The following is a 24,247-nucleotide window of genomic DNA, read 5'->3' as shown; positions in this document are numbered from 1 at the left end:
CCTTTGCACACACAGGAGTACGTTCCATGAACTACGTTACGACCAAAGATGGCGCACAGATCTATTACAAGGACTGGGGCACGGGCGAGCCTGTCGTGTTCTCGCATGGCTGGCCGCTCAGTGCGGACGCGTGGGATGTGCAGATGCTGTTCCTGCTGCAAAAGGGCTACCGTGTGATTGCGCACGACCGCCGCGGCCACGGCCGCTCGAGCCAGACCGCGCTCGGCAACGAAATGGACACCTATGCGGACGACCTGGCCGCCGTGATCGACGCGCTCGACCTGAAGGGCGCAACCCTTGTGGGCCACTCCACGGGTGGCGGGGAAATCTCGCACTACGTGGGCCGTCATGGCACGAAGCGCGTTTCTAAAATGGTCCTGATCAGCGCGGTGCCGCCGCTGATGCTGAAGACGGAAGCCAATCCGGGCGGTGTGCCGAAGGAGGTCTTCGACGGGATTCGCACCAACACCGCCAACGACCGCTCGCAGTTCTTCAAGGACCTGGCGCTGCCGTTCTACGGCTATAACCGGCCCAACGCCAAGGTCAAGCAAGGCGTGATCGACGACTTTTGGCGCCAGGGGATGGCGGGCGGTGTGCTCGGTCTCTACGAGTGCATCAAGCAGTTCTCCGAGGTCGACTACACGCCCGACCTCAAAAAGATCGATGTGCCGACGCTAATCCTGCAAGGCGACGACGATCAGATCGTGCCGCTCGATAACTCGGGGCGCAAGGCCGTGGAGATCGTCAAGAACGCGACGCTCAAGGTCTATCCGGGCGCCTCGCACGGCATGTGCACGACCGAGGCGGACAAGGTCAACGCCGATCTGCTCGCCTTCCTGCAGTCATAACGCGCAGCGCGTCGTCCAGACGGCTCGCGGTTGCCTGACCGCGAGCCTCCCAGGAACCTTCATTCGGTGGCATTCATTTCGTCTATACCCGCTGCCTGGTCGTTGCTCGTTGCGCTGGGGAGCAGCGCTTATGTGCCTTTCGCGAATGCCGAAGGCGTGCCGCTTGGGCAGCCGGCGAGTGCCGCTAGTACCGTTGATGCCGCCGGCGCTGGCACGGCCGCAGATAGGACTGCCGTGGCCAGATCGCCTGGGACTACGACCGTTAGCTGCACCGTCAAGCGTCCCGCGATTCTCTTCAACCGCTGGCAGGAGGACTGGTCGGTGCTTGCCAACCCGTGCGTCCCGCGCAAGCCATTGGACAGTCTGAAGTACATCGCGCTCGGCAACGATCCGGATAACTACCTGTCGCTCGGCATGAATCTGCGCGAGCGCTTCGAGATGAACAATGCGGCATTGTTCGGACTCGGCAAAGGACAGGACGACTCCTACGTGATCCAGCGCACGGAGGTTCATGCCGATGCGCACTTCGAGCAGCATCTGCAGATTTTCGTGCAACTGGAAGACGCGCGCCCGTTCGGCAAGAACGCCGTGACGCCGGTCGATCGCGACGTGCTCGATCTGGAACAGGCGTTCGCGACCTACTCCGTGGGGCTGGCCGGTGGTCTGTTCCGGTTTCGTGTCGGCCGCCAGGAGATGGGCTTCGATCTGCAGCGCTTCGTGTCGGTGCGCGACGGACCGAATGTCCGTCAGGCCTTCGACGCGCTATGGACCGAATGGGCCGTGCAGCGGTGGCGCATCATGGCCTTCGCGAGCCAGCCGGTGCAGTACCGCGACGACCAGCCGTTCGACGATGTGTCGAACAAGCATTTCACTTTTAGCGGCGTACGGGTCGAGCGTCGCGATGTGGGACCGGGCGAGCTGTCCGCTTACTACGCAAGCTTTAACCGCAGCAACGGGCAATATCTCGACGCGGCGGGGACCGAGCATCGCGAGGTGTTCGATGTGCGTTATGCCGGCAAGCGGCAGCCGCTCGACTGGGACGCCGAATCGATGCTGCAGACCGGCCGGGTCGGCGCCGACACGATTCAGGCGTGGGCGTTCGGCTCGATTGCCGGCTATACGCTGGCTGCGTTGCCGGGCACGCCGCGCCTTGCGTTGCAGTTTGACGGCGCATCCGGCGACCGTCGTCCCGGCGATGGCCGTCTCGGCACCTTCAATGCGCTGTTTCCGAATGGCTACTACTTCACGCTGGCCGGTTACACCGGTTATAGCAATGTGCTGCACCTCAAGCCTTCGCTGAGCTTCAAGCCGACGCGGGCGGTGACGGTGCTGGCGGCAGTCGGCTTGCAGTGGCGCGAGACCACCGGCGACGCGGTCTATCAGCAGGGTGGCGTGGCGGTGCCGAACACGGCAGGGCACGGCGGGCTATGGACGGGGATGTACACCCAGCTTCGGGTGGACTGGGCGGTCAATGCGAACGTGTCGGCGGCGCTGGAGGCGGTGCACTTTCAGATTGCCGATTCGTTGCGTGAGCTGGGTGCGCACAACGCGGACTACGTTGGGGTAGAGGGCAAGTTCGGCTGGTGATCGATGAGGGTGGGAAGTATGGGCGCCGCATCCTTCCTTGTGCCGACACCAGGCAAAAACCGACATAAGCAAGCGCATGCAGGCAACAGCAGGTGCCGTTCGAGGTCGTCCGCATTAGGGTCAAACGATGGATCGCCGGAGTGCTCCGGCGCGTCTCCCGAGGTTATCTGAGAGGCATACGGACATGGAACAGGTGAACCCGTGGAACCAGGTGGTCTCGCTTCTAACGCATCTTGCCGGCGGGGCAGAATCGCCTGCCGAGAAGGCCTGGCATGCCGGATGCAGGGTGCGTCCCGCAGGCTGTGCGGACAAGCCGCCTGAGCCCCATCTGGGCAGGCCGTTGCCGGGTTGCGGCAGCAAGATTACCTCGATCGAGCGGCAGGACGACGCGTCCGCCCTTGTTTCATGGTGCGATCCGACTATGTGTCATTACGTCGACCAGGTGTGGATTCAGGTGACGGCGCGCCACGGCGGGTATTGCGCCTTGACGGGCCAGCGGATCGAACGCGGCAACGCGATCTTCAAGCCGCGCGCGCGAGGGCAGAAGCGTCCCGCCAATTGCGACGAGATGGTCCTTGCCGCCGCGCTCGCGCAGATGGATTGACGCGCAGCGGTTTATTCGGGTGCTTGCTAAACGAAGCGCCGCCAAGGTGTGGGTGACTCGTCACGGATGCTACGCGTCAACGTTCGAACATCGAGGCTCCTCACGCCTGTCCAACACCCGCACATAAGATGCGGCCAACAGAGCAATCACAGAGGAGAGCAGCATCAAGCAAAGCGGTGCGTAAGCTGCGTTGCTCTGCGTCAACACAGCTCCCGTCATTGAGGAAAGAGCAGAACCGCCAGCAATGGTCATCGCGCCAGCCAGACCGGAAGCACTTCCCGCCAGGTCCGGCCGCACCGAGACCGCTCCCGCATGGGCGCACGGATTTGACAGGCCGTTGCCGACACCGACCAGCATGCAAGGTCCGAACAGCGCTATTGCATGTCTGGCGCCGACGAGGAATAGCGCCAACCCGATCATGGGGCCGGCGCAAGCAACGATACGTCCTGTCGTCATGGTCGTGGTGAGCGGATAGCGGTTGGCGTAGCGACCGGACAGGAAGCTGCCGAGCATGAAACCGGCAGTGATGGTGCCCATATACAAGCCCAGCATTGCCGGCGGCACCTCGAACGCAGCTTTCGCGGCCAATGGAGCGCCGGCCAGAAACGCATAGAACGTACCCGTTGAGAACGCCATGCACAGCGCATAGGCCCAGAAGCGACGTTCGCGGAACAGCGCAGGATACGCCCGAAGCTGCTGCCTGATGGTGTTCGATGGATTCCTGTTAGTCTCGCCGAGGCCAAACCAGCACACTGCAAAGAGTGCTATGCCGGCTAGGGCAAGGCCCCAGAAGATGGCACGCCAGCCGCTGGTTTCGTCGATAACGCCGCCAACCGTTGGGCCGAGCATGGGGGCGAAAGCCGCTGCCATAGCGGCATAGCCGATCCGGCTCGCTGCCCCCTCCTTTCCGGTCGTGTCCCTGATGGCCGCCATCGACACGGGATAACAGGACGTGATGGGAGCCTGCAGCAAGCGGAAAGCCAGAAAGGTCCAGATATTGGTCGCCAGCGCGCAGCCGAGCGACCCGGCTACGAATACCGTCAGACTGGCCAGCACGATTGGCCGCCGCCCGAAGCGATCCGACAACGGCCCCATGATCAATTCCAGTGCGGCGGCGACAGTGGCATATCCTGCCAGCGATAGGCCCACTAGCGCGTAGTCGGCGTGAAAGTCCGTGGCAATGTTCGGCAGCGAAGGCAGGAATATGCTCAATGGCAGCACAGATAGTGCGCACAGCAGAATCAGTGTGGAGAGCCTGGGAGGCGATGGTGTGGAAGTCATCGGCATTTCCAATCGAAAGCGATTTCGCTTAGGGCAAAAAAAAGCCCCCGAACGTGTCGGGGGCGCATGGGGGCGGCCAGGTGCCGCTAACGGACCATGCGCCGACTTCGTACTAGGATCATCAATGTCGTATTCATGCTGGAGTTCTCCTCGTCATCTGTGGTGATGTTAGGCGGCATGCTTTGATGATGTCAACCGAGATTGCCCGTCAAATCGGGCCCGCTCTATGATTATTTCGCCGCTGGCGCTGGCGCTGGCGCTGGCGCTGCCGTTTCCGTCTCCCACCCACCGCCGAGCGCGAGGAACAGATTGGCCTGATCGAGCGCTACCTGACCCTCGGCCGCCGCCACCTGCGAGCGCGTCGAGGTCAGCGTGCGGGTTGCATCCAGATCCGCGATAAACGACTCACGTCCGCCCACATACAGCCGGTGCGTTTCGCTGGCCGACTGCGTCGCCGATTTGAGCGCCGCCCGCAAGGCGTCGGCGCGCGTGTAGTCGGCCACATAGGTTGCGAGACTCGTCTCGGTTTCGCGCAGCGCGTTGAGCACCACCCCATCGAAGTGGGCGAGCGCCGCGCTGCTCGCGTCCTCGGCCTCGCGCACGCGGCCGCGTGCACCGTTGGTCGGGAAGGTCCAGCTGATCAGTGGTCCGAAGTTCCAGCGCGCGGTGGGTGAGGTGCCGAGATCCTCCAGAATGCCGGTCAACCCGGCCGATGCGCCGAAACTCACAGTCGGATACAGCGCCCCGGTCGCCACGCCGATACGCGCGGTCGAGGCCGCGAGCTGCCGCTCGGCTTCGCGCACATCGGGGCGGCGCTTGAGCAAGGCTGCGCCGTCGCCGACCGGCAGGGCCTGCTTGATCTGCGGCACCTTGTTGCAGGCGAGCACCGCAGGCGGCAGATCGGAGGGCGCGCGGGCGAGCAGCATCGCCAGTTGATATTGGGCGATCTTGCGGCGCGCGGTGTAGCGCGGCAGATCGGCCGTCAGCGATTCGACCTGGGTCTGGCCGCTCGTCACGTCCGGCTGATTGCCGCGCCCCGCATCGCGCAAGCGGCGCGAGACGTCCACGCGTTGCTTCTGCAGCGCCACCGACTGCTGCGCGATGGCCAGTTCTTCAGCGGCCGAGCAGTTCTCGAGATAGGCGCGCACCACGTTCGCCACCACCGTGATGCGCGCAAGATCGGCGGCTGCCTGGGTTGCCTCGCTATCCGCGTTCGCCGCTTCCACACCGCGGCGCAGCTTGCCGAACAGATCGAATTCGTAGGAGACGCTGATGCCCACATCGCCTTCATTCACCACCGGCAGTTTGTTGACCAACAGGTATTGCTCAGCGGACTCCTGGGCCCGATCGAACGCCGCGGAGGTCTTGCCGGAGAAACCGCCTTGCGCCTGGGCGACGCCGAGCGCTTCCTGCGAGCGCGCCAGATTCGCCGCGGCCACGCGCAGATCGGTATTCGATTGGAGGGCTTCGTCGACCAGCTGTTCGAGCACCGGATCATCGTACAGATGCCACCAGTCGCCCGGCACGGGCTGTTGCGAGACGTGCCGGCCGTCGACGTCGGGTAGCGGCGCGTCGGCGAACGGGGCGTTGACGACCGCGGCCTTCGGCAGTGAATAGTTTGGGCCGACCGTGCAGCCGCATAGCGCGAGCAGCAGTGGCGCGAGCGACGCCAGCGGCAGAGCGGGGAGTATGCGCGACAGTTTCATTGTGCGGCGCTCGCTGCAGGCTGTGGATGCGGCTGCGTGGCGGCCTGCGACCCAGCCTGTGCCCCAGACTGCGCTGCGGGCTTAACCCCAGATGCCGCTTCCGGCGCCACCCCCGAGGCCACCGTATGATCCGCCGCTTCGTGCTTGCCGTTGCCGAGCGACGGCGCCAGGCCGCGCACGGACACCGTGGCGGTGCGCCCGGCGATCATGCGGAAGTCCTTCGGGACGTCGTCGAGCGCGACCCGCACCGGAATCCGTTGGGCGAGGCGCACCCAGCTAAAGGCCGGGTTCACGTTCGGCAGCAGGTTCGACCCCAGCGTGCGGTCGCGGTCCTCGATGCCGGCGACGATGCTCTGCACGTGGCCGCGCAGCACATCCGGCTCGCCCATCACCTTGACGTCCACGGCCTGGCCGATGTCGATGCCGCCCAGCTTGGTTTCTTCGAAGTAACCGTCGACGCGGAACGAATGCATGTCCACCACCGACAGCACCGCACGGCCCGCCGCCGCGAACTCGCCGGTGCGCGGCGCGCGGTCGTTCAGGTAGCCGTCCACCGGGCTCACGATGATGGTGCGCTGCAGATTGAGCTTCGCCGTATCGACGGCCACCGTGGCGTCCGCCAGCGCGGCCTCGCCTTGCTCGACGCGCGAGCGGCTTTCTTCGGCCACTTCGCGCGCCACCAGATCGCCGAGCTGATGGTTGCGCACGTCTTCGCGCCGGGCCTGATCGAGGGTGGCGCGGCGTTGCTGCAAGGTGGCTTGCGCTTGCCGCAGCGCCAGCGTGTAGCGTGCCTGGTCGATCACGAACAGCGTCTGGCCCTGCTTGACCTGCTGGTTGTCGACCACGTCGACCTCGGTGATAAGGCCCGAGACGTCCGGCGCGACCTGGATGACGTCGGCGCGCACGTGGCCGTCGCGGGTCCACGGCGAATACAGGTAATAGTCGACCAGCTTCCACAGGACGAAGCCCGCGATCACGACGACGATCAGGGTCAGCACGATCTGACCGATGGAGAACCAGGTTTTTTTCACGTTATGAGCCGGTGCGAAACGATGACGACAAGACCCAGCACCAGCACATAGATGCCGAGATCGAAAATGGCGCGGTGCCAGACGAAGCGATAGAAGCCGGTACGCGCGAGCAGCGTGCGCAGCACGAGGTTGATCAGATAGGCGACGAACATCAGCACGAGCACGCTCGGCACGAAGACGCCAAAGATATCGATCTCGCCGATCATGGTCTGGATCGCTGAGGTGAGGTCAAGGGGTTCACGGGGCGCATGTGGCTCCTGGGTCTCATGGGTCTCATGGGTCTCGTCAAGCAGCAGGTTCCTCTTTAGGCGCAGCGGGCGGAGCCAGCGAAGCGATGGTCGCCGGAAACAGCGACAGGCGCAAGCCGACCAGCGCATGCAGCGCGTCGCGCAACTGGCGCGCGGAGAGCGGCGTGCCGCTCGCCACGTTGGCGAGGCCCTGGGCGGTGACCCGGGCGAGCGCCGCATCGATGGTGGACATCAGGCTCTCGGGCACCGGCTGCCGCCCACGGCGCTCGACACAGGTTTCGAAGTGACTGCGGATGCCGTCGAGCACCCCGTCGATCGCGGCGGGCGTCTCGCCGCCGAGCTTCAGACGCAGACGGCGCAGGTCGAGCGCATTGAAGGCGATGCGCAGGTCGCGGAAACTTTCGATGGACGGATGGCGGTGGTCGTCGGTCGCGGCGAGCCGCGGGATCAGTTGCATCAGGCGGTCGAGCATGCGTGCGGCGAGATTGCGCTGATCTTCGATCGGATTGGTCGAGGCGCTCAGCACCACGTCCGCCCAGCTCGAACGCATCAGGCGGGCCGCGGCGAGTTCGGCGCCGAACGGCCGTGTCACCCGGGTCCACAGGAAGGCGTACAACAGGCCTGCAAGACCTGCCAGGTTGCTGTTGAGGAAGACGAAGAAGTCGGCGTCGTAGGCATCCTGGATGCTGATGAAGGTCGCGGTGTTGACGGCCACCAGCATCGTCGCGAGATTGAACTGCGGCCGCGGGATCAGCGTGCCGACCAGAATGAAGGGCCCGGCAAACAGGATCACCAGCATCGGGAAGTCGTGCACGTGCGGCAGCACCACGAACAGGTACAGGCCGGCAAGCGCGACGCTCGCGGCGGTCGCGGTGAAGAACTTGAACACTTGTGGCGCGGGATCGTCGAGCGCGGCAAAGAAGCAGCAGGCCACGGCGGCCAGAGTGACCGCGCCGGCGCCGTCGTTCCAGCCCGAGCTGATCCACAGCACGCAGGCGAGGATGATCGCGCCCACTGCCGAGCTGGTTGAAAACAGCATGATGCCGCGGTCGAAATAGCGCTCGGTGCCGCCGAGCCGCCAATGACGGAAGCGCGGCTGCCAGGCGCTGCTTGCCTCGCCGTCTTGCTGGACGATGATGTGGCGCAGCGCGCGGCAGTCCTGCCAGACGTCGATCAGTTGCTTCAGGCGCCACAGCGCGTTCGACAGCAGCGCGCCTTCCCAACTGGCCAGCTCGGCGGGCGCCGGCTGCAGCGCGGCGACGCGCTGGCGCAGCGCATCGGCTGCGAGGTCGAGCCGCACACCGTCATGGGCCGCGCGCAACGGCGTGTTGAACCATTTGACGACATCGGCGAGCAGCGCCTCGAGTCCGGGAGGGCGCTCCCGCTGGCTGCCGAGCAGGGCGATGAGCGGATCGGCGAGCGACGACATGATCGGCAGCAGCAGTTGCATGCGGCCGCGCAGGGCATGGGCGCGGGTCAGGATGTCGGGACGGGTGTGGTCGTAAGCGAGCTGGCTCAACAGCAGCTCGAGGCCGTTGACGGTGGCCGCGAGCCGCTGGCGGCAGGCCGAGATCGAGGCGCCCGCAATCCGTCCGGAGAGCGTTTCGGTGGCGTAGAGCATGGCATCGCGGAACCAGCCGTCGGTGCGCTCGATGATGACGGGGGCGAGCCGGTTCGGCAGCACCACGCTGCCGACGACGCTCGCGCAGACGATGCCGAGCAGGATCTCCTCGGTGCGGGTGATGGCGAGGTCGAAGATACCGGTGGGGTTGAACACCGCGGGCAAGGCGATCAGCGGCATGGTGTAACCCGCCAGCATGAAGACGTAGCTGCGCGCGGTCCGGTCGGAGATGGCCAGATACAGCAGGGTGCCGGTCCAGAGCGCCACCACCACGCTGAACAGGTAGGGCGATTCGACGAAGGGCGGCACGAACAGCACCGCCGCCGACGCGCCGATGGCGGTGCCGAGCGCGCGATACAGCGCCTTCGAGCGGGTCGCGCCGACAAACGGATTCGAGACGATATAGACGGTCGCCATGGCCCAGTATGGGCGCGGCAATTCGGCCGCGAGCCCGATGTAGAGCGCGAGCATGGCCGCCGCAAAGGTCTTGACTGAGAACAGCCAGTCGCGCAGTGAGGGGTAGACCATGGGTTGTCGGGCGGCGATTGGGGTGCGGGGGGCGACGCCTCGCCGCGCCGGTGGGGCGGCGGGCTTCGCCTGAAACGTGAATGATAAATGATGATCTGATGCGCGGTTGCAACATTCATATAGATCGAAGAAATCCTTTGTTCCTGCCCCGGCTCGCTTCTCTTATCGTTCACCCCGGTCATCAAAAGAAAAACCTCGATTACGGGAAATCAATACATGAAGAAGCGCCTTTCTCTCCTGGCTTTGCCCGCCGGCATGCTCCTGTCCGCCGGCGCGCATGCGCAAAGCAGCGTCACCCTGTACGGCATTGTCGACGCGGGTATCGCCTACGTGCACAACGCGCAAAGCAGCAACGGCCAGAACCAGTCCACGCTGGTCAAGTTCAGCAGCGGCAATGTCTCGGGCAGCCGCTGGGGCCTGAAAGGCACGGAAGACCTGGGTGGCGGGCTGGCAGCCGTCTTCCAGTTGGAAAACGGCTTCAATGCGGGCACCGGCACATTCGGCCAGGGCAGCCGCGAGTTCGGCCGCAAGGCGGTGGTGGGCTTGAGCGGCAACACGTGGGGCGCCGTTACGCTGGGCCGCCAGTACGACCCGATCGTCGATCTGGTCCAGGGGCTGACTGAAGACGCCTACTTCGGCGGCGTGTTCGGCACACCCGGCGACCTCGACAACTACGACAACAGCTTGCGCGTCAGCAACTCGATCAAATACGTCAGCCCGGTCTTCGGCGGCTTGCAGGTCGAAGCGCTGTACGCCCTCGGCGGCGTGGCCGGCGCGACCGGCAGCGGCCGCACCTACAGCTTCGGCGCGGCCTACGGCAACGGTCCGCTGTCGCTCGGCGCCGGCTATTTCTTCGCCAATGGCGGCAACAGCCTGACCAACGGCCTGCGCACCTGGACCAGCAGCTCGGACAGCCTGTTCAACACGGTGATCAACTCGGGCTTTGCGAGCGCCAAGTCGATCCAGATCGTGCGGGCCGGCGGCCAGTATGTGGTCGGTGCGGCGACGTTCGGCGCGGCTTACTCGAACACGCAGTACGGCAGCGACGCGTTCTCCGCGTTCCGCGAAACCGCCAGATTCAACAACGGTTCGGTGTTCTTCAACTACCAGTTCACGCCGGCGCTGCGTGCTGGCGTGGGCTACAACTACACGTCGTTGACGGGGCCGTCGTCGGCGCATTACAACCAGGTCAACCTGGGCGGCGACTATGCCGTGTCGAAGCGCACCGATTTCTACGCGCTGTTCGGCTACCAGAAGGCGAGCGGCAAGACGCTCAACTCGAACGGCGCGGCAGTGAGCGCGGAGGCTTCGATCGGCGACTTCGGCGTGAATTCGGGCAGCAACTCGCAGGACGTGGCGGTCGTCGGGATTCGTCACAAGTTCTAAGCGGGCAGGGCGGCTGGCTGGCTGCCCAGGACTCAGCTTGTTGAACCAGGGGCCTACGGTGCAAACCGTAGGCCTTTTTTGTTGGGCTGGGTGCGATCGATGCTGGATGCATCGTCGCTACCTGGATGCACCGCAGGCGTGGGCCAGGGAGCAGCATGGCATAGACCGCTTGCCCAATCGCACACTAGAATCGGGTGCGATGGCGTCGTAGCATCGGCGCCTGCCGCTGTTCCCTGGCACTTAACCCGCAAAGGCCTCCAAGCATGAGAGACAAGCCTGCCCAAACCGTCCGGCTGCGTTGCGCACAATGGTTGCGCGGGACTTCGCGCCGGCTGCGCGCTCACGCGCTGTTGCTATCCCTGGCAATGGCAGGCGCGCCGCTTTCCGCACTCGCACAGACCACTGCCGTGGCGTTGCAACCGGCCAGCGGCACATCCGCCGCCGCCGTCTCCCTGCTGCCGGGTCTGGTGCGCGAGCATATCGGACTGCCAATCAGCTTGCCCGACGGCGCCAAGCCGACGCTCGAAGCGCTGGTCGTGCGGCCGCAGCGTCCCGGGCGCTGGCCGTTGATCGTGATGACACCCGGCACGCCGCGCAGCTCAGGGGCTGGCGTGACGGACCGTGCGCCGGAATTGCTGCTGAATGCCGCGGTGACCTTTGCCCAGCACGGTTACGCTGCCGTGGTGGTGTTGCGCCGCGGCTTCGGTCATTCCGACGGGCCGTATGCGGAGAGCAGCGGTTCCTGCCACAACGAGGACTATCTCGGACCGGGTAAGGCGTCTGCCGACGACGTGCTCGGGGCGCTGGATGCGTTGCGCGCGCAACCTTGGGTGGATGGCGAGCGCGTGCTGCTGCTCGGTAAATCGACCGGCGGTTTTGCAGTGCTCGCAGCCGCGGCGCGCAACCCGCAAGGCGTGCTGGGCGTGCTGGATTTCGCCGGTGGCCGCGGTTCGAGCCGCCCCGACTATGTATGCCGTGCCGACCAACTGATCGCGGCGGTCGGCGAATATGGCACGACCGCGAAGATTCCGAGCCAGTGGGTCTGGTCGGAGAACGATCACTATTTCAGCCCCGATCTCGCGCGTCAGATGCTGAGCGCCTACACCGCGCACGGCGCTCAGGCGCAGCTCGCGGTGCTGCCGGCGTTTCAGGAGGATGGGCACGAGCTGCTCTATGAAGCCCCGGCCGATGCCTGGTGGCCGGCCGTCGAGCCTTTCCTGAAGTCGTTGAACCTGCCGACCCAGGTGGTGGTGGAACTGCCCGCGCTGGCCGCGTTGCCGCAACCTCAAGGTCTGAATCGCGGCTGCCAGGATAGCTTCAACGATTACGGCGCGTGGCGCAACGAGGGCAAGGCGTTCGTGACCGCCGAGGGCGGCCACTGCAACCTCGACCTGATGGAGCGTACCGCGCAGGAAGCCGCTCAGCATGCGTTGGAGCACTGTCAGTCGAAGTGGTCCGGGTGCAAGGTTTATGCGGAGGGGCAGCAGGTGGTTCAGTAGGTGGAGCGCGCCGCGCTCAGGCGCGGTTGCGCCGCTCCATGGCTCGGGGGCCAGGCGGCGTGCCTTATGCCGCCGCCCGTCCCGTCAGGTTCCCGCTCGATCGATCAGGGGAAATCCGGCCGCGCAGGAAATTGGCGGTCGCTTTCCCACAGTCCCCGCAACTGCCGTGAAGCAGCTTGCCATTTGCCGTCGACGAAGCGATAGGTTCGGTACGTCGTAACGAAATTGTCGCCATCGGCGTTCGCACAGAACACGTCTTCGATTTCCTCGATGCCGCCCGCGCGTGCCGGCACGATCTTCCAGTCGGCCTTGCCGGTGCGTGCGAGAACCAGCGGTGCCGCCTCGCCTTGCGCCGACGTGTAGCGGACTGCTTCGAGGCCGCTTTGCGCGGGCACCAGCATTTCGGTGCCCGGACCGCTATATGAGCCCATCGGCGCGGTGGCGTCGATGGTCAGGAACCAGGTTGGGGACGGCAGGCCATGCAGCGGCGCGGCTTCGAGGCTGGCGAGCGGGTAGTCCAGCTTGCGGCTGGCAAGCACCGTATCGGCCGCCGAGACAAGGCGCACTTGCGCATTCAGCAACGGCGCGTGACTGACGCCGTCCGGCAGGCCGTCGGTGCCTGCGCCGCTGCCCCAGAGCGTCTTGTGCAACCCGGGCGTGATGCGCGCGTCTTCGAGAATCTCGAGGAAGGTGCCTGCGCGGTCCGAGGCCGGTATGTGCTGCGCGACGCGATAGCCTTGTGCAAGACCCGGCGCGGCTGCGGCGGATCTGGGAGTCGCAGCGGCAGAGGCAGATGCCGGTGCCGCTTGTGCCGCCGCAGGCGTCGCGCTGCCCGTAGCTGCACCAGTCGTGGCGGCACCGCCCGTGGTCTGCGCAAAGTCAATGTTCGGGACAACGAAGGTTTGATCGCTCTGCGCGCCCGCAGGCCGGTACGTTACGACCGCGGTGTTTTTAAAGGCCTTCTGCACCGTCACGCGCATGCCGGGCTGGATGTCGATGCAACCGCCCGAGGCCGCCAGACCCTGCAGTTCCGGCGTGGTGGTCGCGGCGTGCGTGCGGCTGTCGCCGCTGGGCAGCGTCAGGCGGGCGAGTGCATCGGCCGACACGCACATGACGCCCGGACGGGTGGCGACCAGCTCGTCGGCCAGCGCATGAGTGGAAAGTGCGCCCAGGCTCAACGCGAGCAGGGCGAAACGGGTTTGCAGCATGACGGTCCAGTAGATTCAGGTGAGCCGCGGATTATATCGTTCTGCCCATGCTACGATGCCCCGCAGAGCACGAAGGAGACCCCCATGCACCCGGAGACCGTCGCGAGGTTCGAGCGCGAGTTTGCCCCCCGTATCGCCGCCACCATTGCCGGACTGTTCGACACCGGCGTTCACGCCGAAGTGGTGCCGTTCGGCGGCCACGGCCATCCAACCTGTGTGAAGGTCTGGGCCGAGCCGATCGAAGCGTTGCGTCACTATCCTCACGAACTCAACCTGCACCTGACCTGGGACAGCGACGAGATCGAGCGCCTGATGGGCGAAGACGGCGAGGCGCGCTTTGCGAGTTACCTGAACGCCATCCCGCGCAAGCTCGACGCGTGGCGCTACGCCCGCGAAGTGGATTTTCGCTCGCACACCCAGGCTGAGCCCGAGGTCCTGTTAGGCGGTCTCGACTTCGGCGCCTGACGCCTGTCGAACAAGCCGCCGCGGCCTCCCGTTCGCTGGAAGACCAGCGGCGGCAACTGAATGAGACCGTGGCGGCGTTCAGGCTGCGAGCGCGTGATTAGAACCAGCCGTTCGCGCCGGTACCTGGCGTGAACGACACCCCACGCAGCACCTCGCCGAAACCGGCGCTACGCAGCGTGACGAACTTCTCGCTGGCGGCACCCGCGGCGCTGGTGTTCTTCAGCAGATCGCGCGCCACCACCAGTTTGTTCGGATCCGCGCCCGTATCGCCGTTGCCGCTCACTGTCGAAGTAATCGCCCAGATCGTTACCGTCCCGTCGTTTTCGACGCGGCCCGTCAGGCCACGCAGGCCGTCGGTGGCCGGCGCCCACGGCAGACTGGTGGCCGGGTTCGAACCCGTCGGATAACCGGGCACCGTGTATTCGGTACCGAGGTTCAAACCGGCCTGCAACGTATAGGCCAGCGTCCACTTTTGCGCCGAGGCGCTGTAGATCCATTTCTGCAGGCCAGCGCCGGTTTGCGCGGCGGCATGCGTGAAGAGGTCGGCGCCGCCGGTATAGCCGTCGCCTTCGTCCGCCACATAGAGTGTCGTGGCATTGGCGAACCACAGGCCGAACGGGTAGGAAATTGTGGTGGCGGTTTTCACCGGCGTCGACGGGAAGCCTGCCAGGATGCACAGATTGCTCGGCAGACCGGTGCTCTGCAGGGTGGCCGCGTTATAGGCGAGCGGGGCGGTCGGCAACTTGGCGTTGGCAGCCGGTACGCCGACACCCGACGGACAGGCCTTGCCGGTAGTGTCGAGGAAGTACACGGTGTTCACGCCGTTGCTGCCGCTACCCTTGGTGTAGTAGATGACGTTGTTGTAGATCGTCATGCCGCGGAGGTTGTCGTCCTTGCCGATCTTGTCGGCTTTGTCGCCGAGTTCGGTCACGGAGAAGCTGCCGACCGGCGTCGGCGTGCCCGGGTCCTGCTGCGCTTCGGGTTGCCTGGTCGGATCGATCAGTTGCGCACCGGCGCCGAGAATCACGCCGTTCGGCTGCGGGTTCGATCCGTTGCCTGCATTGCCCGCCGTGTAAAAGAGATTCTGGCCGTTGCTATTGTTAAGGATTGCAGAGCGACCGTTGTTGCCGCTATATGCGTTGGTTTCCGTGAAGTGGAAATGACCCTCGCGATCGACTCGCGCCACGGCGCGGTAGAAGCTTTCGCCGACCGGGTTGGTCGGATCGACTGCACCCGGCGTGTTCGAGTTCGAGACGTCGAGCGTATTGACCGGTGCGACGTAGCCGATGAAGGTGAGGTACTTGCCGTCGGTGGACAGATGCAGGCCCAGCTCCGATTTGGAGCTGAAGCTCGTCACGAGCTGGTTGGGTCCGGCACCTCGCTGCAGGCTGTTTGGCACCTCAAGCGTGCTGACGGGCACGCCGGACGGTGTGATCTGATCGAGGAAGATTCGTGAGGTGATGCCAAAGCTACCGTCGTATCCGGCGTTGTTCCAGATGTACGGATAGGTGCCGTCGCTGACGGCGCCACTCGCGGCGCTGCAGCCGCCGGTCGTGCTCGCGCAGTTCGGCGGCAAGACCTGGCCGACCTGCACGTTGCTCGAAAGATTGTCGTACACGCTGCGGCTCACCACCAGCAAGCCCGGAAAGAACGGGCTCGCCGCATCGAACGAAAACTGCTGGGCGAAGGCGCTTGCGCTTGCGGCGACCAGGGTCAGTGCGACCAGTGGGGTTCGCGCTTTGAGAACAGAACGGGAAGAAAAGGCGGAAGAAAGGCGGCAAAGCAGGGCAGCGGTTTGCATCTGTAGTCTCCGTACGACATTGGGTGAATATTAGTGACGGACTTGCAGGACAACCGCGCTACCCTAACAGCGCTTGATGAACGATTATTGACGTGCGGCTTTCACCTTCGTCAGGCGGCGGCCCCCAGCCTGAAGAAGCTCACGCTCTGCACGAGGCCCGATGCCTTTGCCTGCACTGCATCGGCAGCCGCCGCAGCCTGCTCGACGAGCGCCGCATTGCTTTGCGTGACCTGGTCCATCTGGTTCACCGCGTCGTTCACCTCGGCAATGCCGGTGGCCTGATCGACGGTTGCAGTGGCAATCGCCTCGACAATGCGTGTGACGCTGCCCGCGCTTTCCACCACGCCATCCATCGTGTTGCTCGCCCGATGGATCAGTTGCGTGCCCGCTTCGATGGTCGAGACTGACTCGCGGATCAGCTCCTTGACTTCGCGTGCCGCGTCCGCCGAGCGCTGCGCGAGACTGCGCACTTCGCTCGCGACCACCGCAAAGCCGCGGCCCTGATTGCCTGCGCGAGCGGCCTCGACGGCCGCGTTGAGCGCGAGAATGTTGGTCTGGGCCGCAATCGCTTCGACCACACCGATGATGTCGACGATGCGTTTCGAGGCAGCGTTGATCTGCTCCATGTTGTGCACGGCGTCGCTCATCACCGTGCCGCCGTCGCGAGCCGCTTGCGCCGCGGTTTGCGCGAGCGCCGTCGCATTGCGCGCATGGGTTGCGTTGGTTTGCACGGAGTCGGTGAAATGCTGCATCGAGGCGGCCGTCTCTTCGAGCGAGGCGGCCTGCTGTTCGGTGCGCGCGGACAGATCGAGATTGCCCGCGGCGATCTGCTGGGTGGCCGACGAGATCGTCGTGGCGCCTTCGCGGATTTCGCTGACGATATGGCGCAGCCGGTGATTCATGTCGTTCAGCGCAACCAGCAACTGGCCGGTTTCGTCGCTGCTCGACACTTCGACGTCGGCGCGCAGGTCGCCGGCGGCTACCGCTTGCGCGACGCCCACCGCCAGCTTGACCGGCACGGTGATGCTGCGGCTCAGGAACCACACCGCTGTCGCGCCGATTCCCAGCGCGCCGAACACCACCACCAGCAGCAGCGTGCAAGCGAGCCGGTAGGCGTCCGCGGAGGCTTCTTCGATGCGTTGGTCGGAGGCCTGGGCCTGCTGCATGACCGAGGCGACGATTGCGTCGATTGCCGCGGTCGGTGCACGGTCGATACCTTTGACGAGCGCATCGACGACGTGCGGGCTATTCGGATCGGCCACGTCGAAATGCTTCAGTGCGCCGAGGTAGCTGGTTTGCAGCGATTCGTGGGTGGCAAGCGCGTTGTCCACGCCGTCGAGGCTCACCCCTAACGCGCTCAACTGGCTTCTGAGTTTCTGCAAGGCTGCCGTCGTCTTGTCGCTCTGTGTGACGAACGCCTGCTGGTGCGTGGCGAGCGCCGCCGCATCGCTGCTGCGCAGGAGCAGGTCTTTCCATTCCTGGACCTGCTTCTTGAATTCGACCTGGGCGACGCGCGCCGTATCGGCCGCCTGCGCGTACTGCTCGAGCGTCTGGGCCGACTGAACCTGCAGCGCGTGGGTGTCGGAGAGCGCATGCCATCCTTCCAGGCCGACCACCATCGTCGCCGCCAGCAGCACGGCGCCCAGTAACGCCAGCTTGGCGGCAATCTTCAGATTTCTATAAAACGACACAGCAACTCCTGATACGTTATGCGGTTTGCCGCCTGTCGCCCACGCTTGTGACATCGGCGCGGCGGCTGGAGCCGGTTCAGCTGGCCAGGACCTTACGACACGGTAAGGTGTGCCGCAAGTCTGAAACAAACATTTCGAGTATTAGAACTACTTAAGATAGGCCGATGGCGGCCTGTGCGTGGCTCAATCGAGCCGGAACTGGGTGACCGCCTCAGCGAGGTTGACCGCCTGCGATTGCAGCGCCGCGGCCGCCGCAGTGGATTGCTCCACCAGCGCCGCGTTTTGCTGCACCATCTCGTCGAGCTGGTTGACCGCGCGATTGACTTCCTGAATGCCACGGGTCTGCTCGTTGGCCGCCTGGGTGATTTCGGAAATGATGGTGGTCACGTTCGAGACATTGTTGACGATCTCCGTCATCGTTTCGCCCGCGTGGCGCACCTGGCTCGAGCCGGAGGCCACGCTCGCCACCGTCGACTCGATCAACCCCTTGATTTCCTTGGCGGCCTGCGCGCTGCGCTGCGCGAGGCTGCGCACTTCGCCCGCCACCACCGCGAAGCCGCGGCCCTGTTCGCCGGCGCGGGCGGCTTCGACTGCCGCATTCAGCGCAAGGATGTTGGTCTGGAAGGCGATGCCGTCGATCACGCCGATGATGTCGGCAATCTTCACCGAGGCGTTTTCGATCTCGCCCATCGTCGTGATGACTTCGGAGATCACCACGCCGCCGCGCGAAGCGACGCGCGAAGCGGACACGGCAGTGTCGTCGGCCTGCCTGGCGGCGCTCGCCGACTGGCCGACCGTGGCGGTGATTTCTTCCATCGAAGCGGCGGTCTGCTGCAGGCTGGCGGCAGCGGACTCGGTGCGGCCCGACAGATCGACATTGCCGGCGGCGATTTCGTTAGCGGCCACGCGCACCGATTCGCTGGCTTCGCGAATCTGCCGCATTACGCGGCTCAGCTTGTCGATGAAGGTGTTGAACGAGCGCGCGATCTGCGCGACTTCGTCCTCGCCGATCGCGGGCAGGCGCTGGGTCAGGTCGCCCTCGCCGGTGCCGATCGCATCCATCGCATCGCGCACCTTCGAGAGGCGCTGGAACGACACCGCGGTCACTGCGGCAACGACGGCCGCGGCAATGCCGGCAATCACAATCAGCGCGATGATCGAGGTGGTCAGCAGGGAACGCATGCCGGCGGTCGCTTCGGCTTTATCGAGCGCGACGATGGCGATCCAGTCGGTGCCGGCAATCGGCTGTGCGCGCAGCAGCTTGGCGCTGCCGCCCACGTCCACCTGCAGCGGATGATCCGCCGTGGCGAGCGCGGCGAGCTTGTCGGCGCTCAGATCGGGGATCAGATCGGTAACCGGCTTCAGGGTCAGTTTCGCATCCGGGTGCGCAACGATCAGGCCGCTGCTGTTCACCAGCATGCCGAAGCTCGACGGCGTCGGATGAATCGCCTTGACGTTGGCGATCACGCTGTCCATGGCGAGGTCGCCGGACACCACGCCCTTCACGGCGCCGTCGCGGATCACCGGCGAGGCGAAGGCCACCACCAGATGGCCCGTGCCGGCGTCCACATACGGCGGCGTCACCACCGGCTTGCCGGCAGCGACCGCCTGCTTGTACCAGGGGCGGCCGGTCGGATCGTAGTCGGGCGGGATGCCGGTCGGGTCCGAGAACTTCGCGGTCTTGTCGGCGTAACCGACGTAGACGTTGGTGAAGTTGCCGGCGCTTGCCATCAGCTTCAAAGCCGCAGTCGGGTCGGGCTGCAGCACAGCGTCCTGCAACGAGTTAATCATCAGACTATTAGCGGCAACCCATTCGTTGATCCCGGCCACGTGACCGCTCTCGACCGCGGTGAGGCTGTTGTCGATCGAATCGGCGTTATATCCGTTGGCAACGACGTAGTTGAGAACTGCATTGGCTGCGAGGGCCACGACAACGATGGCGACGCACAGGGCGACGATGCGCGCGCGAATGGAGGAGAACATGTAGGCGTCTTTCGGAGGTGAGCAGGAATCGGCAAGGCAACGGCCTCGTCCGGGTATACGGCGGCGCGGCGTCAGACTTGAGCGGGATGCGCTGGCCGGGGCTTTCAGCAGATTACAGAAAGCCGTTTTAGCGCTTGTGGGAAGGCACTTTGTGTCGGCAAGCGGTTTTGCCGGACACTTCTGCGTTTTCAACGCACGCTGGGGAAGCGCTGCGTTGTATTCGTCTGTAGATAACGCTGGTCTTTTTGTATGAACTTAGCGCAAGTGTGTGCTTCGGCGGCGAGCCGTCGCTAAGCGCGCCGGCTGCGCCGCCCCGCGTTTCACATGATCGCCGAGTGCAGATGATGCGGGTGCTCGAGCGCCTCGGCGATGATGTGCAGCGCCGCCTCGCATTCTTCGCGGCTTTTCGAACCGCCCAGGCACACCCGCAATGCGTTGGGCGGATTGCCATCGGTAGAAAACGCCGCGCTTGCCACGGCGGCGATGCCCTGGTTGCGCAATTGCAGCGCCAATTCCGACGAACTCCAGCCGTCCTCGCCGGGAATCGGCAGCCACAGATGAAAGCCTTCTGCATGCGCATCGTAAGCCCACGTGTCGAGAATACGCACCGCGATCGCCTGGCGCGCTTTCGATTCGCCGCGGATAGCGTTGAGCATCTCAACGGCTGTGCCGTCGTTCACCCACTCGGTCGCGAGCGACACGGTAAAGGGGCTCGCCATCACGGTGGTCGCACGTAACGCGCCAGCGAGGCGCTGCGTCTGGCGTGGCGTGGGCGCCTGCAGATAGGCGACCCGCAAGCCGGCGCCAAGACTCTTCGACAAGCCTGTCACGTAGTAGGTCAGCTCCGGTGCGAAGCTCGCCAGCGCCTCGGGCGCCTGCAGCGGCAGCATCGCGTAGGCGTCGTCCTCGATGATCGGCACGCTGTAACGCAGCGCGACGTCCGCCAACGCTTCGCGGCGCTTGTGCGTGAGCGTCAGCGTGCTCGGGTTCTGCAGCGTCGGGTTGCAATAGAACGCGCTCGGCTTGTCAGTCTTGCAGAGCGCTTCGAAGGCATGCGCGAGCGGCCCTTCGTCGTCGCGTGCGAGCGCCTGCAAGCGCACACCTAGTTGCGCGGCAATGGCCTTGATGCCCGGATAGGCCAGCGTGTCGAGACAGATCATGCCGCCCGGCCGCGCCAGTTGCGAGACCAGCGCGACCAGCGCGCTGTGAATGCCGGGACACACCAGCACGTGGTCGGCGCAGCAATCGGGCAAACGGCGCTTGAGCCACTCGGTGCCGGCCGCCTTGTCGGCGGGCGTGCCGCCGAAGTCTTGATAGCGCAGCAACTGATATGGGTCGCTGGATGCCATCAAACGCGCCGCCGATTCGCGCAGCCGCGCCGCATAGTCGGCCGGCTCCGGCGGCGTGTTCATGGTCATCTCGATGCTGCTGCCGCCCGAGAGCGGTAGCGTCGCCGTGCGGCCGCGCACGAAGGTGCCGCTGCCCGCGCGCGAATCGAGCAGGCCGCGCTTCTTCGCTTCGGCGTAGGCGCGTGCCACCGTGGTGTAGTTCAGCGCCAGCTCGCCGGCAAGATCGCGCAGGCCGGGCAGCCGGTCGCGCGGCCGCAGGCGCCCGGTGGCGAGGTCCTCTTCGATCAGGTCGGGAATCGCGAGGTAAGCGGGCTTGCGGAGTTCGGCAAGGCGTTTGATCCAGTGATGTATCGGGCTACTCATCGTTTTCGCAACAGGTCAATGACGATTGGGAACAGTGCGGCATTCGCACCGGAAAGCGCGCCGAAACCGGCTAACCGCAGCGGCCAGAAAGCGATCGTATCGATTGATCTGATTGATCGCATCTGGTGAATGGCTGCACCGGTTATGCGCGCCTGCACCAGTTGGATCGCACCCGGCTGGTGCGATCGACGTCGGCATGGGCGTCTTGATCGGCTGCGCTGGCTGTACGCAAGCTTCAGGCCAAAAATTTTTTCGGCTTGCTTAACGAATGATCGTCTGTTTGATTGGAAAGTGATCGCATCGGCGGTGGCGATCAGTGGCACGGCCGTTGCGTAAGTGGGCTCGGCGCAGACGTCGAGTGGCGCTGCCCGTTGGTCCGCAACCACGCGACATTTCTGTTCACGCAAACCACATTGGAGAATGCCATGCCAGCCGTCAACAAACCGCTGCATCAGAAGGGTGATTACCTCGTCGATTACGAAGAGAAGGTCTTCGAGGACGTGAAGGCCGAGCCGGGCGAAAAGGCGCTCGTCACGTTTCACACAGTGGCGTTCGAAGGATCGATCGGTTTCGTCAATTTGCTGCAGGCGACCCGGCTGCTGCGCAAAGGCTTCGATACCTCCGTGCTGCTGTACGGACCGGGCGTCACGCTCGGCTTGCAGCGAGGCTTTCCGACGCTCGGCGACGAAGCGTTTCCCGGGCATCTGAACTTCAACAAGCAGTTGATCAAGTTCATGGAAGAAGGCGGCAAGGTATACGCGTGCCGCTTCGCCTTGCAGGCGCTGTATGGGCACGGCGAGGCTTCGCTGATCGAAGGAATCCGGCCGATCAGCCCGCTCGATGTGCTCGATATCCAGCTTCTGCATCGCAAGGAGAACGCGCTAATCATCCACACCTGGACGGTCTGAGCAGAGGCGGCCATCACCATGTCCGAACCACGCATTGTCCGCGCCGCTGCCGTGCAGATTTCGCCGGACTTCGAGCGCAGCGACGGCACCCTCAACAAGGTCTGCGAGGCGATCGATCAGGCGGCGCGCGACGGCGTGCAACTGATTGTGTTTCCCGAGACCTTTGTGCCGTATTACCCGTATTTCTCGTTCGTGCGCCCGCCGGTGGCCTCCGGCGCCGATCACATGCGGCTCTACGAAGAGGCGGTGGTGGTGCCGGGGCCGGTGACGCAGGCCGTCGCCGAGCGGGCCCGCCTGAATCGCATGGTGGTCGTGCTCGGGGTCAACGAGCGCGATTACGGCAGCCTCTACAACACGCAACTGATCTTCGACGTGGACGGCCAGTTGCTGCTCAAGCGCCGCAAGATCACGCCGACGTTCCATGAACGGATGATCTGGGGGCAAGGCGATGCGGCCGGGCTGAAGGTCGTGCAGACAGCCTTTGCGCGGGTCGGCGCGCTGGCCTGCTGGGAGCACTACAACCCGCTCGCGCGCTATGCGCTGATGACGCAGCACGAGGAGATTCACTGCAGCCAGTTTCCCGGCTCGCTGGTGGGGCCGATCTTCGCCGAGCAGATCGAAGTCACGATCCGTCATCACGCGCTGGAGTCGGGTTGTTTCGTCGTCAATGCGACCGGCTGGCTCAGCGAAGCGCAGATCGCTTCGGTCACGAGCGACACGAATCTGCAGAAGGCGCTGCGCGGCGGCTGCAATACCGCGATCGTTTCGCCCGAAGGGCAGCATCTGGCGGCGCCGCTGCGCGAGGGCGAGGGCATGGTGATCGCCGATCTGGACATGGCGCTGATCACCAAGCGCAAACGCATGATGGATTCGGTCGGCCATTATGCGCGGCCCGAACTGCTGAGCCTCGTTATCAACGAACGGCCGGCTGCGACGGTGTCGCCGATGCCTTCATGGGGCGCCGCTGGCGCCGCGTTTGCCGCCTATGCCGGTCCGGATTTCAACCCAACAACCGAAGGATGCCGCGATGAACGCCAACGAGACCCTGCCGGCCGCGAGCCGGCAATTGATGACTGAGCTGCAGTCGGCTGGCTTGCGGCTTGCCGATCCGGGCGCGGGCGTCGCCAGCCGGCGCGGCGGCGCGGGGCCGTCGGACCACAAGGCCGTGACTGTGGACGGCGTGACCATCATGGTGCCGGTGCATACCAACACGGCCTGGCATTCGCCGTTCGTGGCGGGGCCCGCCGACGCCAGCGGGGTCAGTGCGCTGCTACGCGGCACGATCCCGATTGCCAATATCAGCTTTCCGAAGGCACCGCGCTTTTATGCCATGCAGACCCTCGACGGGGTGCCGTATTCGCATATCGCCACGCTGCACAGCGCCGACGTACTGGCCACCACCGTATTGCAGACCTGCATCCGCTACGAGAGCCGCCGCAAGACCTGCAAGTTCTGCGCGATCGGCCAATCGCTCGCAGCGGGCCGCACGATTGCGCGCAAGACCCCCGAGCAACTCGCCGAAGTGGCGCGCGCGGCGGTGCTGCTCGACGGCGTCAGGCACATGGTGCTGACCACCGGCACGCCGCCCACCGGCGACCGCGGCGCGCAGATCCTCTGCGAAAGCGCGTTCGCGATTCGCGCAGCCGTCGACCTGCCGATCCAGGCGCAGTGCGAGCCACCGGACGACGACCGCTGGTTCGCGCGCATGAAGGCGAGCGGTATCGACACGCTCGGCATGCATCTCGAAGTCGTGACGCCGGCCCTGCGCGAACGCATCATGCCCGGCAAATCGAGTGTGCCGCTAGCGCGCTACATGGAAGCGTTCAAGGCCGCGGTGGCGGTGTTCGGCCGCGGCCAGGTGAGCACCTATATCCTCGCCGGCCTGGGCGACAGCGCGGAAGCGATTCTGACGATCTCGCGCGAGCTGATCGAACTGGGCGTATATCCGTTCGTGGTGCCGTTCGTGCCGATCAGCGGCACGCCGCTCGAAGATCATCCAGCGCCGGCGCCCGAGTTCATGAAGTCGGTGCTGCAGCCGCTCGGCGCGATGCTCTCCGCCGCCGGCTTGCGTTCGAGCGACATCAAGGCCGGTTGCGGCAAATGCGGCGCGTGTTCGTCGCTGTCTTCGTACGAGGTGTAA

Annotated in this window: 20 protein-coding genes; 9 read left to right on the top strand and 11 right to left on the bottom strand. The window is 65.0% G+C overall.

Annotation, left to right across the window (positions count from 1 at the left end; all coding sequences use genetic code 11):
• The first annotated feature begins 26 nt into the window (after positions 1–26).
• The 3 genes from BLQ92_RS28960 to BLQ92_RS28950 all read left to right on the top strand — a co-directional run bounded on the left by BLQ92_RS28960 (position 27) and on the right by BLQ92_RS28950 (position 3,039).
• Complete coding sequence (locus BLQ92_RS28960; protein WP_090689921.1) at positions 27–848, top strand: alpha/beta fold hydrolase; 822 nt, start codon at positions 27–29, stop codon at positions 846–848.
• Between the two features lie 114 nt (positions 849–962).
• On the top strand, positions 963–2,435 hold the full coding sequence (locus BLQ92_RS28955) for an alginate export family protein (protein ID WP_425312518.1): 1,473 nt from the start codon (positions 963–965) through the stop codon (positions 2,433–2,435).
• A 184-nt stretch (positions 2,436–2,619) separates the two neighbouring features.
• A complete protein-coding gene (locus BLQ92_RS28950; protein WP_090689916.1) occupies positions 2,620–3,039 on the top strand; it encodes a DUF3331 domain-containing protein in 420 nt (139 codons plus the stop codon).
• Positions 3,040–3,108: 69 nt separating this feature from the next.
• On the opposite strand, the gene BLQ92_RS28945 is transcribed toward BLQ92_RS28950, so the two are convergent.
• The 5 genes from BLQ92_RS28945 to BLQ92_RS28925 form a co-directional block, all read right to left on the bottom strand.
• Positions 3,109–4,326 carry a multidrug effflux MFS transporter gene (locus tag BLQ92_RS28945; RefSeq protein ID WP_090689912.1) on the bottom strand — a complete coding sequence of 406 codons (1,218 nt, stop codon included), beginning with the start codon at positions 4,324–4,326 and terminating at the stop codon, positions 3,109–3,111.
• A 224-nt stretch (positions 4,327–4,550) separates the two neighbouring features.
• Positions 4,551–6,026 carry an efflux transporter outer membrane subunit gene (locus BLQ92_RS28940; protein ID WP_090689908.1) on the bottom strand — a complete coding sequence of 492 codons (1,476 nt, stop codon included), beginning with the start codon at positions 6,024–6,026 and terminating at the stop codon, positions 4,551–4,553.
• Positions 6,023–7,057 carry an efflux RND transporter periplasmic adaptor subunit gene (locus tag BLQ92_RS28935; protein ID WP_090689904.1) on the bottom strand — a complete coding sequence of 345 codons (1,035 nt, stop codon included), beginning with the start codon at positions 7,055–7,057 and terminating at the stop codon, positions 6,023–6,025. Before BLQ92_RS28935 ends, BLQ92_RS28940 begins: the two co-directional genes overlap by 4 nt.
• Positions 7,054–7,263 carry a DUF1656 domain-containing protein gene (locus BLQ92_RS28930; RefSeq protein ID WP_090689899.1) on the bottom strand — a complete coding sequence of 70 codons (210 nt, stop codon included), beginning with the start codon at positions 7,261–7,263 and terminating at the stop codon, positions 7,054–7,056. Before BLQ92_RS28930 ends, BLQ92_RS28935 begins: the two co-directional genes overlap by 4 nt.
• A gap of 79 nt (positions 7,264–7,342) precedes the next feature.
• Positions 7,343–9,454 carry an FUSC family protein gene (locus tag BLQ92_RS28925; protein ID WP_090689896.1) on the bottom strand — a complete coding sequence of 704 codons (2,112 nt, stop codon included), beginning with the start codon at positions 9,452–9,454 and terminating at the stop codon, positions 7,343–7,345.
• 216 nt (positions 9,455–9,670) lie between these two features.
• On the opposite strand from BLQ92_RS28925, the gene BLQ92_RS28920 reads away from it, so the two are divergent.
• Positions 9,671–10,840, top strand: coding sequence for a porin (locus tag BLQ92_RS28920; RefSeq protein ID WP_090689893.1), 1,170 nt, complete (start codon positions 9,671–9,673; stop codon positions 10,838–10,840).
• Positions 10,841–11,103: 263 nt separating this feature from the next.
• A complete protein-coding gene (locus BLQ92_RS28915) occupies positions 11,104–12,339 on the top strand; it encodes a dienelactone hydrolase family protein (RefSeq protein ID WP_090689889.1) in 1,236 nt (411 codons plus the stop codon).
• 104 nt (positions 12,340–12,443) lie between these two features.
• Here BLQ92_RS28915 and BLQ92_RS40200 read toward each other — a convergent pair whose 3' ends face one another.
• The gene (locus tag BLQ92_RS40200; RefSeq protein WP_090689883.1) at positions 12,444–13,547 is read right to left on the bottom strand and encodes a hypothetical protein; all 1,104 of its coding nucleotides are present in this window, start codon (positions 13,545–13,547) and stop codon (positions 12,444–12,446) included.
• Positions 13,548–13,631: 84 nt separating this feature from the next.
• Here BLQ92_RS40200 and BLQ92_RS28905 point away from each other — a divergent pair, with 84 nt between their 5' ends.
• Entirely contained in the window at positions 13,632–14,012 is a 381-nt protein-coding gene (locus BLQ92_RS28905; protein ID WP_090689880.1) for a DUF5594 family protein, read from the top strand.
• A 97-nt stretch (positions 14,013–14,109) separates the two neighbouring features.
• On the opposite strand, the gene BLQ92_RS28900 is transcribed toward BLQ92_RS28905, so the two are convergent.
• The 5 genes from BLQ92_RS28900 to BLQ92_RS39620 all read right to left on the bottom strand — a co-directional run bounded on the left by BLQ92_RS28900 (position 14,110) and on the right by BLQ92_RS39620 (position 21,522).
• Positions 14,110–15,813, bottom strand: a complete 1,704-nt coding sequence (locus tag BLQ92_RS28900; protein WP_244896676.1) for a hypothetical protein — start codon at positions 15,811–15,813, stop codon at positions 14,110–14,112.
• A 110-nt stretch (positions 15,814–15,923) separates the two neighbouring features.
• Positions 15,924–17,504 carry a methyl-accepting chemotaxis protein gene (locus tag BLQ92_RS28895; RefSeq protein ID WP_090689877.1) on the bottom strand — a complete coding sequence of 527 codons (1,581 nt, stop codon included), beginning with the start codon at positions 17,502–17,504 and terminating at the stop codon, positions 15,924–15,926.
• A gap of 183 nt (positions 17,505–17,687) precedes the next feature.
• The gene (locus BLQ92_RS28890; protein WP_090689873.1) at positions 17,688–19,487 is read right to left on the bottom strand and encodes a methyl-accepting chemotaxis protein; all 1,800 of its coding nucleotides are present in this window, start codon (positions 19,485–19,487) and stop codon (positions 17,688–17,690) included.
• Between the two features lie 320 nt (positions 19,488–19,807).
• Positions 19,808–21,199, bottom strand: coding sequence for an aminotransferase-like domain-containing protein (locus BLQ92_RS28885; protein ID WP_090689870.1), 1,392 nt, complete (start codon positions 21,197–21,199; stop codon positions 19,808–19,810).
• Positions 21,196–21,522, bottom strand: coding sequence for a hypothetical protein (locus BLQ92_RS39620; protein WP_143016680.1), 327 nt, complete (start codon positions 21,520–21,522; stop codon positions 21,196–21,198). Before BLQ92_RS39620 ends, BLQ92_RS28885 begins: the two co-directional genes overlap by 4 nt.
• Before the next feature lie 102 nt (positions 21,523–21,624).
• Here BLQ92_RS39620 and BLQ92_RS28880 point away from each other — a divergent pair, with 102 nt between their 5' ends.
• From BLQ92_RS28880 to BLQ92_RS28870, 3 genes are read left to right on the top strand one after another with little or no spacing between them, the layout of a single operon-like run.
• A complete protein-coding gene (locus tag BLQ92_RS28880) occupies positions 21,625–22,107 on the top strand; it encodes an MSMEG_0572/Sll0783 family nitrogen starvation response protein (RefSeq protein ID WP_090690105.1) in 483 nt (160 codons plus the stop codon).
• A gap of 18 nt (positions 22,108–22,125) precedes the next feature.
• Positions 22,126–23,184: a Nit6803 family nitrilase gene (locus BLQ92_RS28875; protein WP_090689867.1), complete on the top strand. Its 1,059-nt coding sequence runs from the start codon at positions 22,126–22,128 to the stop codon at positions 23,182–23,184.
• Entirely contained in the window at positions 23,177–24,247 is a 1,071-nt protein-coding gene (locus tag BLQ92_RS28870) for an MSMEG_0568 family radical SAM protein (RefSeq protein WP_090690099.1), read from the top strand. The genes BLQ92_RS28875 and BLQ92_RS28870 overlap by 8 nt, the downstream gene beginning before the upstream one ends.

The sequence above is a fragment of the Paraburkholderia phenazinium genome (assembly GCF_900100735.1).
Taxonomy (GTDB): Bacteria; Pseudomonadota; Gammaproteobacteria; order Burkholderiales; family Burkholderiaceae; genus Paraburkholderia; species Paraburkholderia phenazinia.
The sequence above is the reverse complement of the archived record's forward strand: the minus strand, read 5'-3'. Positions and strand labels throughout refer to the sequence as shown.

Bases quoted from the DNA above. Each gene is read 5' to 3' on its own strand.
- BLQ92_RS28960 (WP_090689921.1), top strand. From the start codon at position 27: ATGAACTACGTTACGACCAAAGATGGCGCACAGATCTATTACAAGGAC.
- BLQ92_RS28950 (WP_090689916.1), top strand. From the start codon at position 2,620: ATGGAACAGGTGAACCCGTGGAACCAGGTGGTCTCGCTTCTAACGCAT.
- BLQ92_RS28945 (WP_090689912.1), bottom strand. From the start codon at position 4,326: ATGCCGATGACTTCCACACCATCGCCTCCCAGGCTCTCCACACTGATT.
- BLQ92_RS28940 (WP_090689908.1), bottom strand. From the start codon at position 6,026: ATGAAACTGTCGCGCATACTCCCCGCTCTGCCGCTGGCGTCGCTCGCG.
- BLQ92_RS28930 (WP_090689899.1), bottom strand. From the start codon at position 7,263: ATGATCGGCGAGATCGATATCTTTGGCGTCTTCGTGCCGAGCGTGCTC.
- BLQ92_RS28925 (WP_090689896.1), bottom strand. From the start codon at position 9,454: ATGGTCTACCCCTCACTGCGCGACTGGCTGTTCTCAGTCAAGACCTTT.
- BLQ92_RS28920 (WP_090689893.1), top strand. From the start codon at position 9,671: ATGAAGAAGCGCCTTTCTCTCCTGGCTTTGCCCGCCGGCATGCTCCTG.
- BLQ92_RS28915 (WP_090689889.1), top strand. From the start codon at position 11,104: ATGAGAGACAAGCCTGCCCAAACCGTCCGGCTGCGTTGCGCACAATGG.
- BLQ92_RS40200 (WP_090689883.1), bottom strand. From the start codon at position 13,547: ATGCTGCAAACCCGTTTCGCCCTGCTCGCGTTGAGCCTGGGCGCACTT.
- BLQ92_RS28905 (WP_090689880.1), top strand. From the start codon at position 13,632: ATGCACCCGGAGACCGTCGCGAGGTTCGAGCGCGAGTTTGCCCCCCGT.
- BLQ92_RS28900 (WP_244896676.1), bottom strand. From the start codon at position 15,813: ATGCAAACCGCTGCCCTGCTTTGCCGCCTTTCTTCCGCCTTTTCTTCC.
- BLQ92_RS28890 (WP_090689873.1), bottom strand. From the start codon at position 19,487: ATGTTCTCCTCCATTCGCGCGCGCATCGTCGCCCTGTGCGTCGCCATC.
- BLQ92_RS28885 (WP_090689870.1), bottom strand. From the start codon at position 21,199: ATGAGTAGCCCGATACATCACTGGATCAAACGCCTTGCCGAACTCCGC.
- BLQ92_RS28880 (WP_090690105.1), top strand. From the start codon at position 21,625: ATGCCAGCCGTCAACAAACCGCTGCATCAGAAGGGTGATTACCTCGTC.
- BLQ92_RS28875 (WP_090689867.1), top strand. From the start codon at position 22,126: ATGTCCGAACCACGCATTGTCCGCGCCGCTGCCGTGCAGATTTCGCCG.
- BLQ92_RS28870 (WP_090690099.1), top strand. From the start codon at position 23,177: ATGACTGAGCTGCAGTCGGCTGGCTTGCGGCTTGCCGATCCGGGCGCG.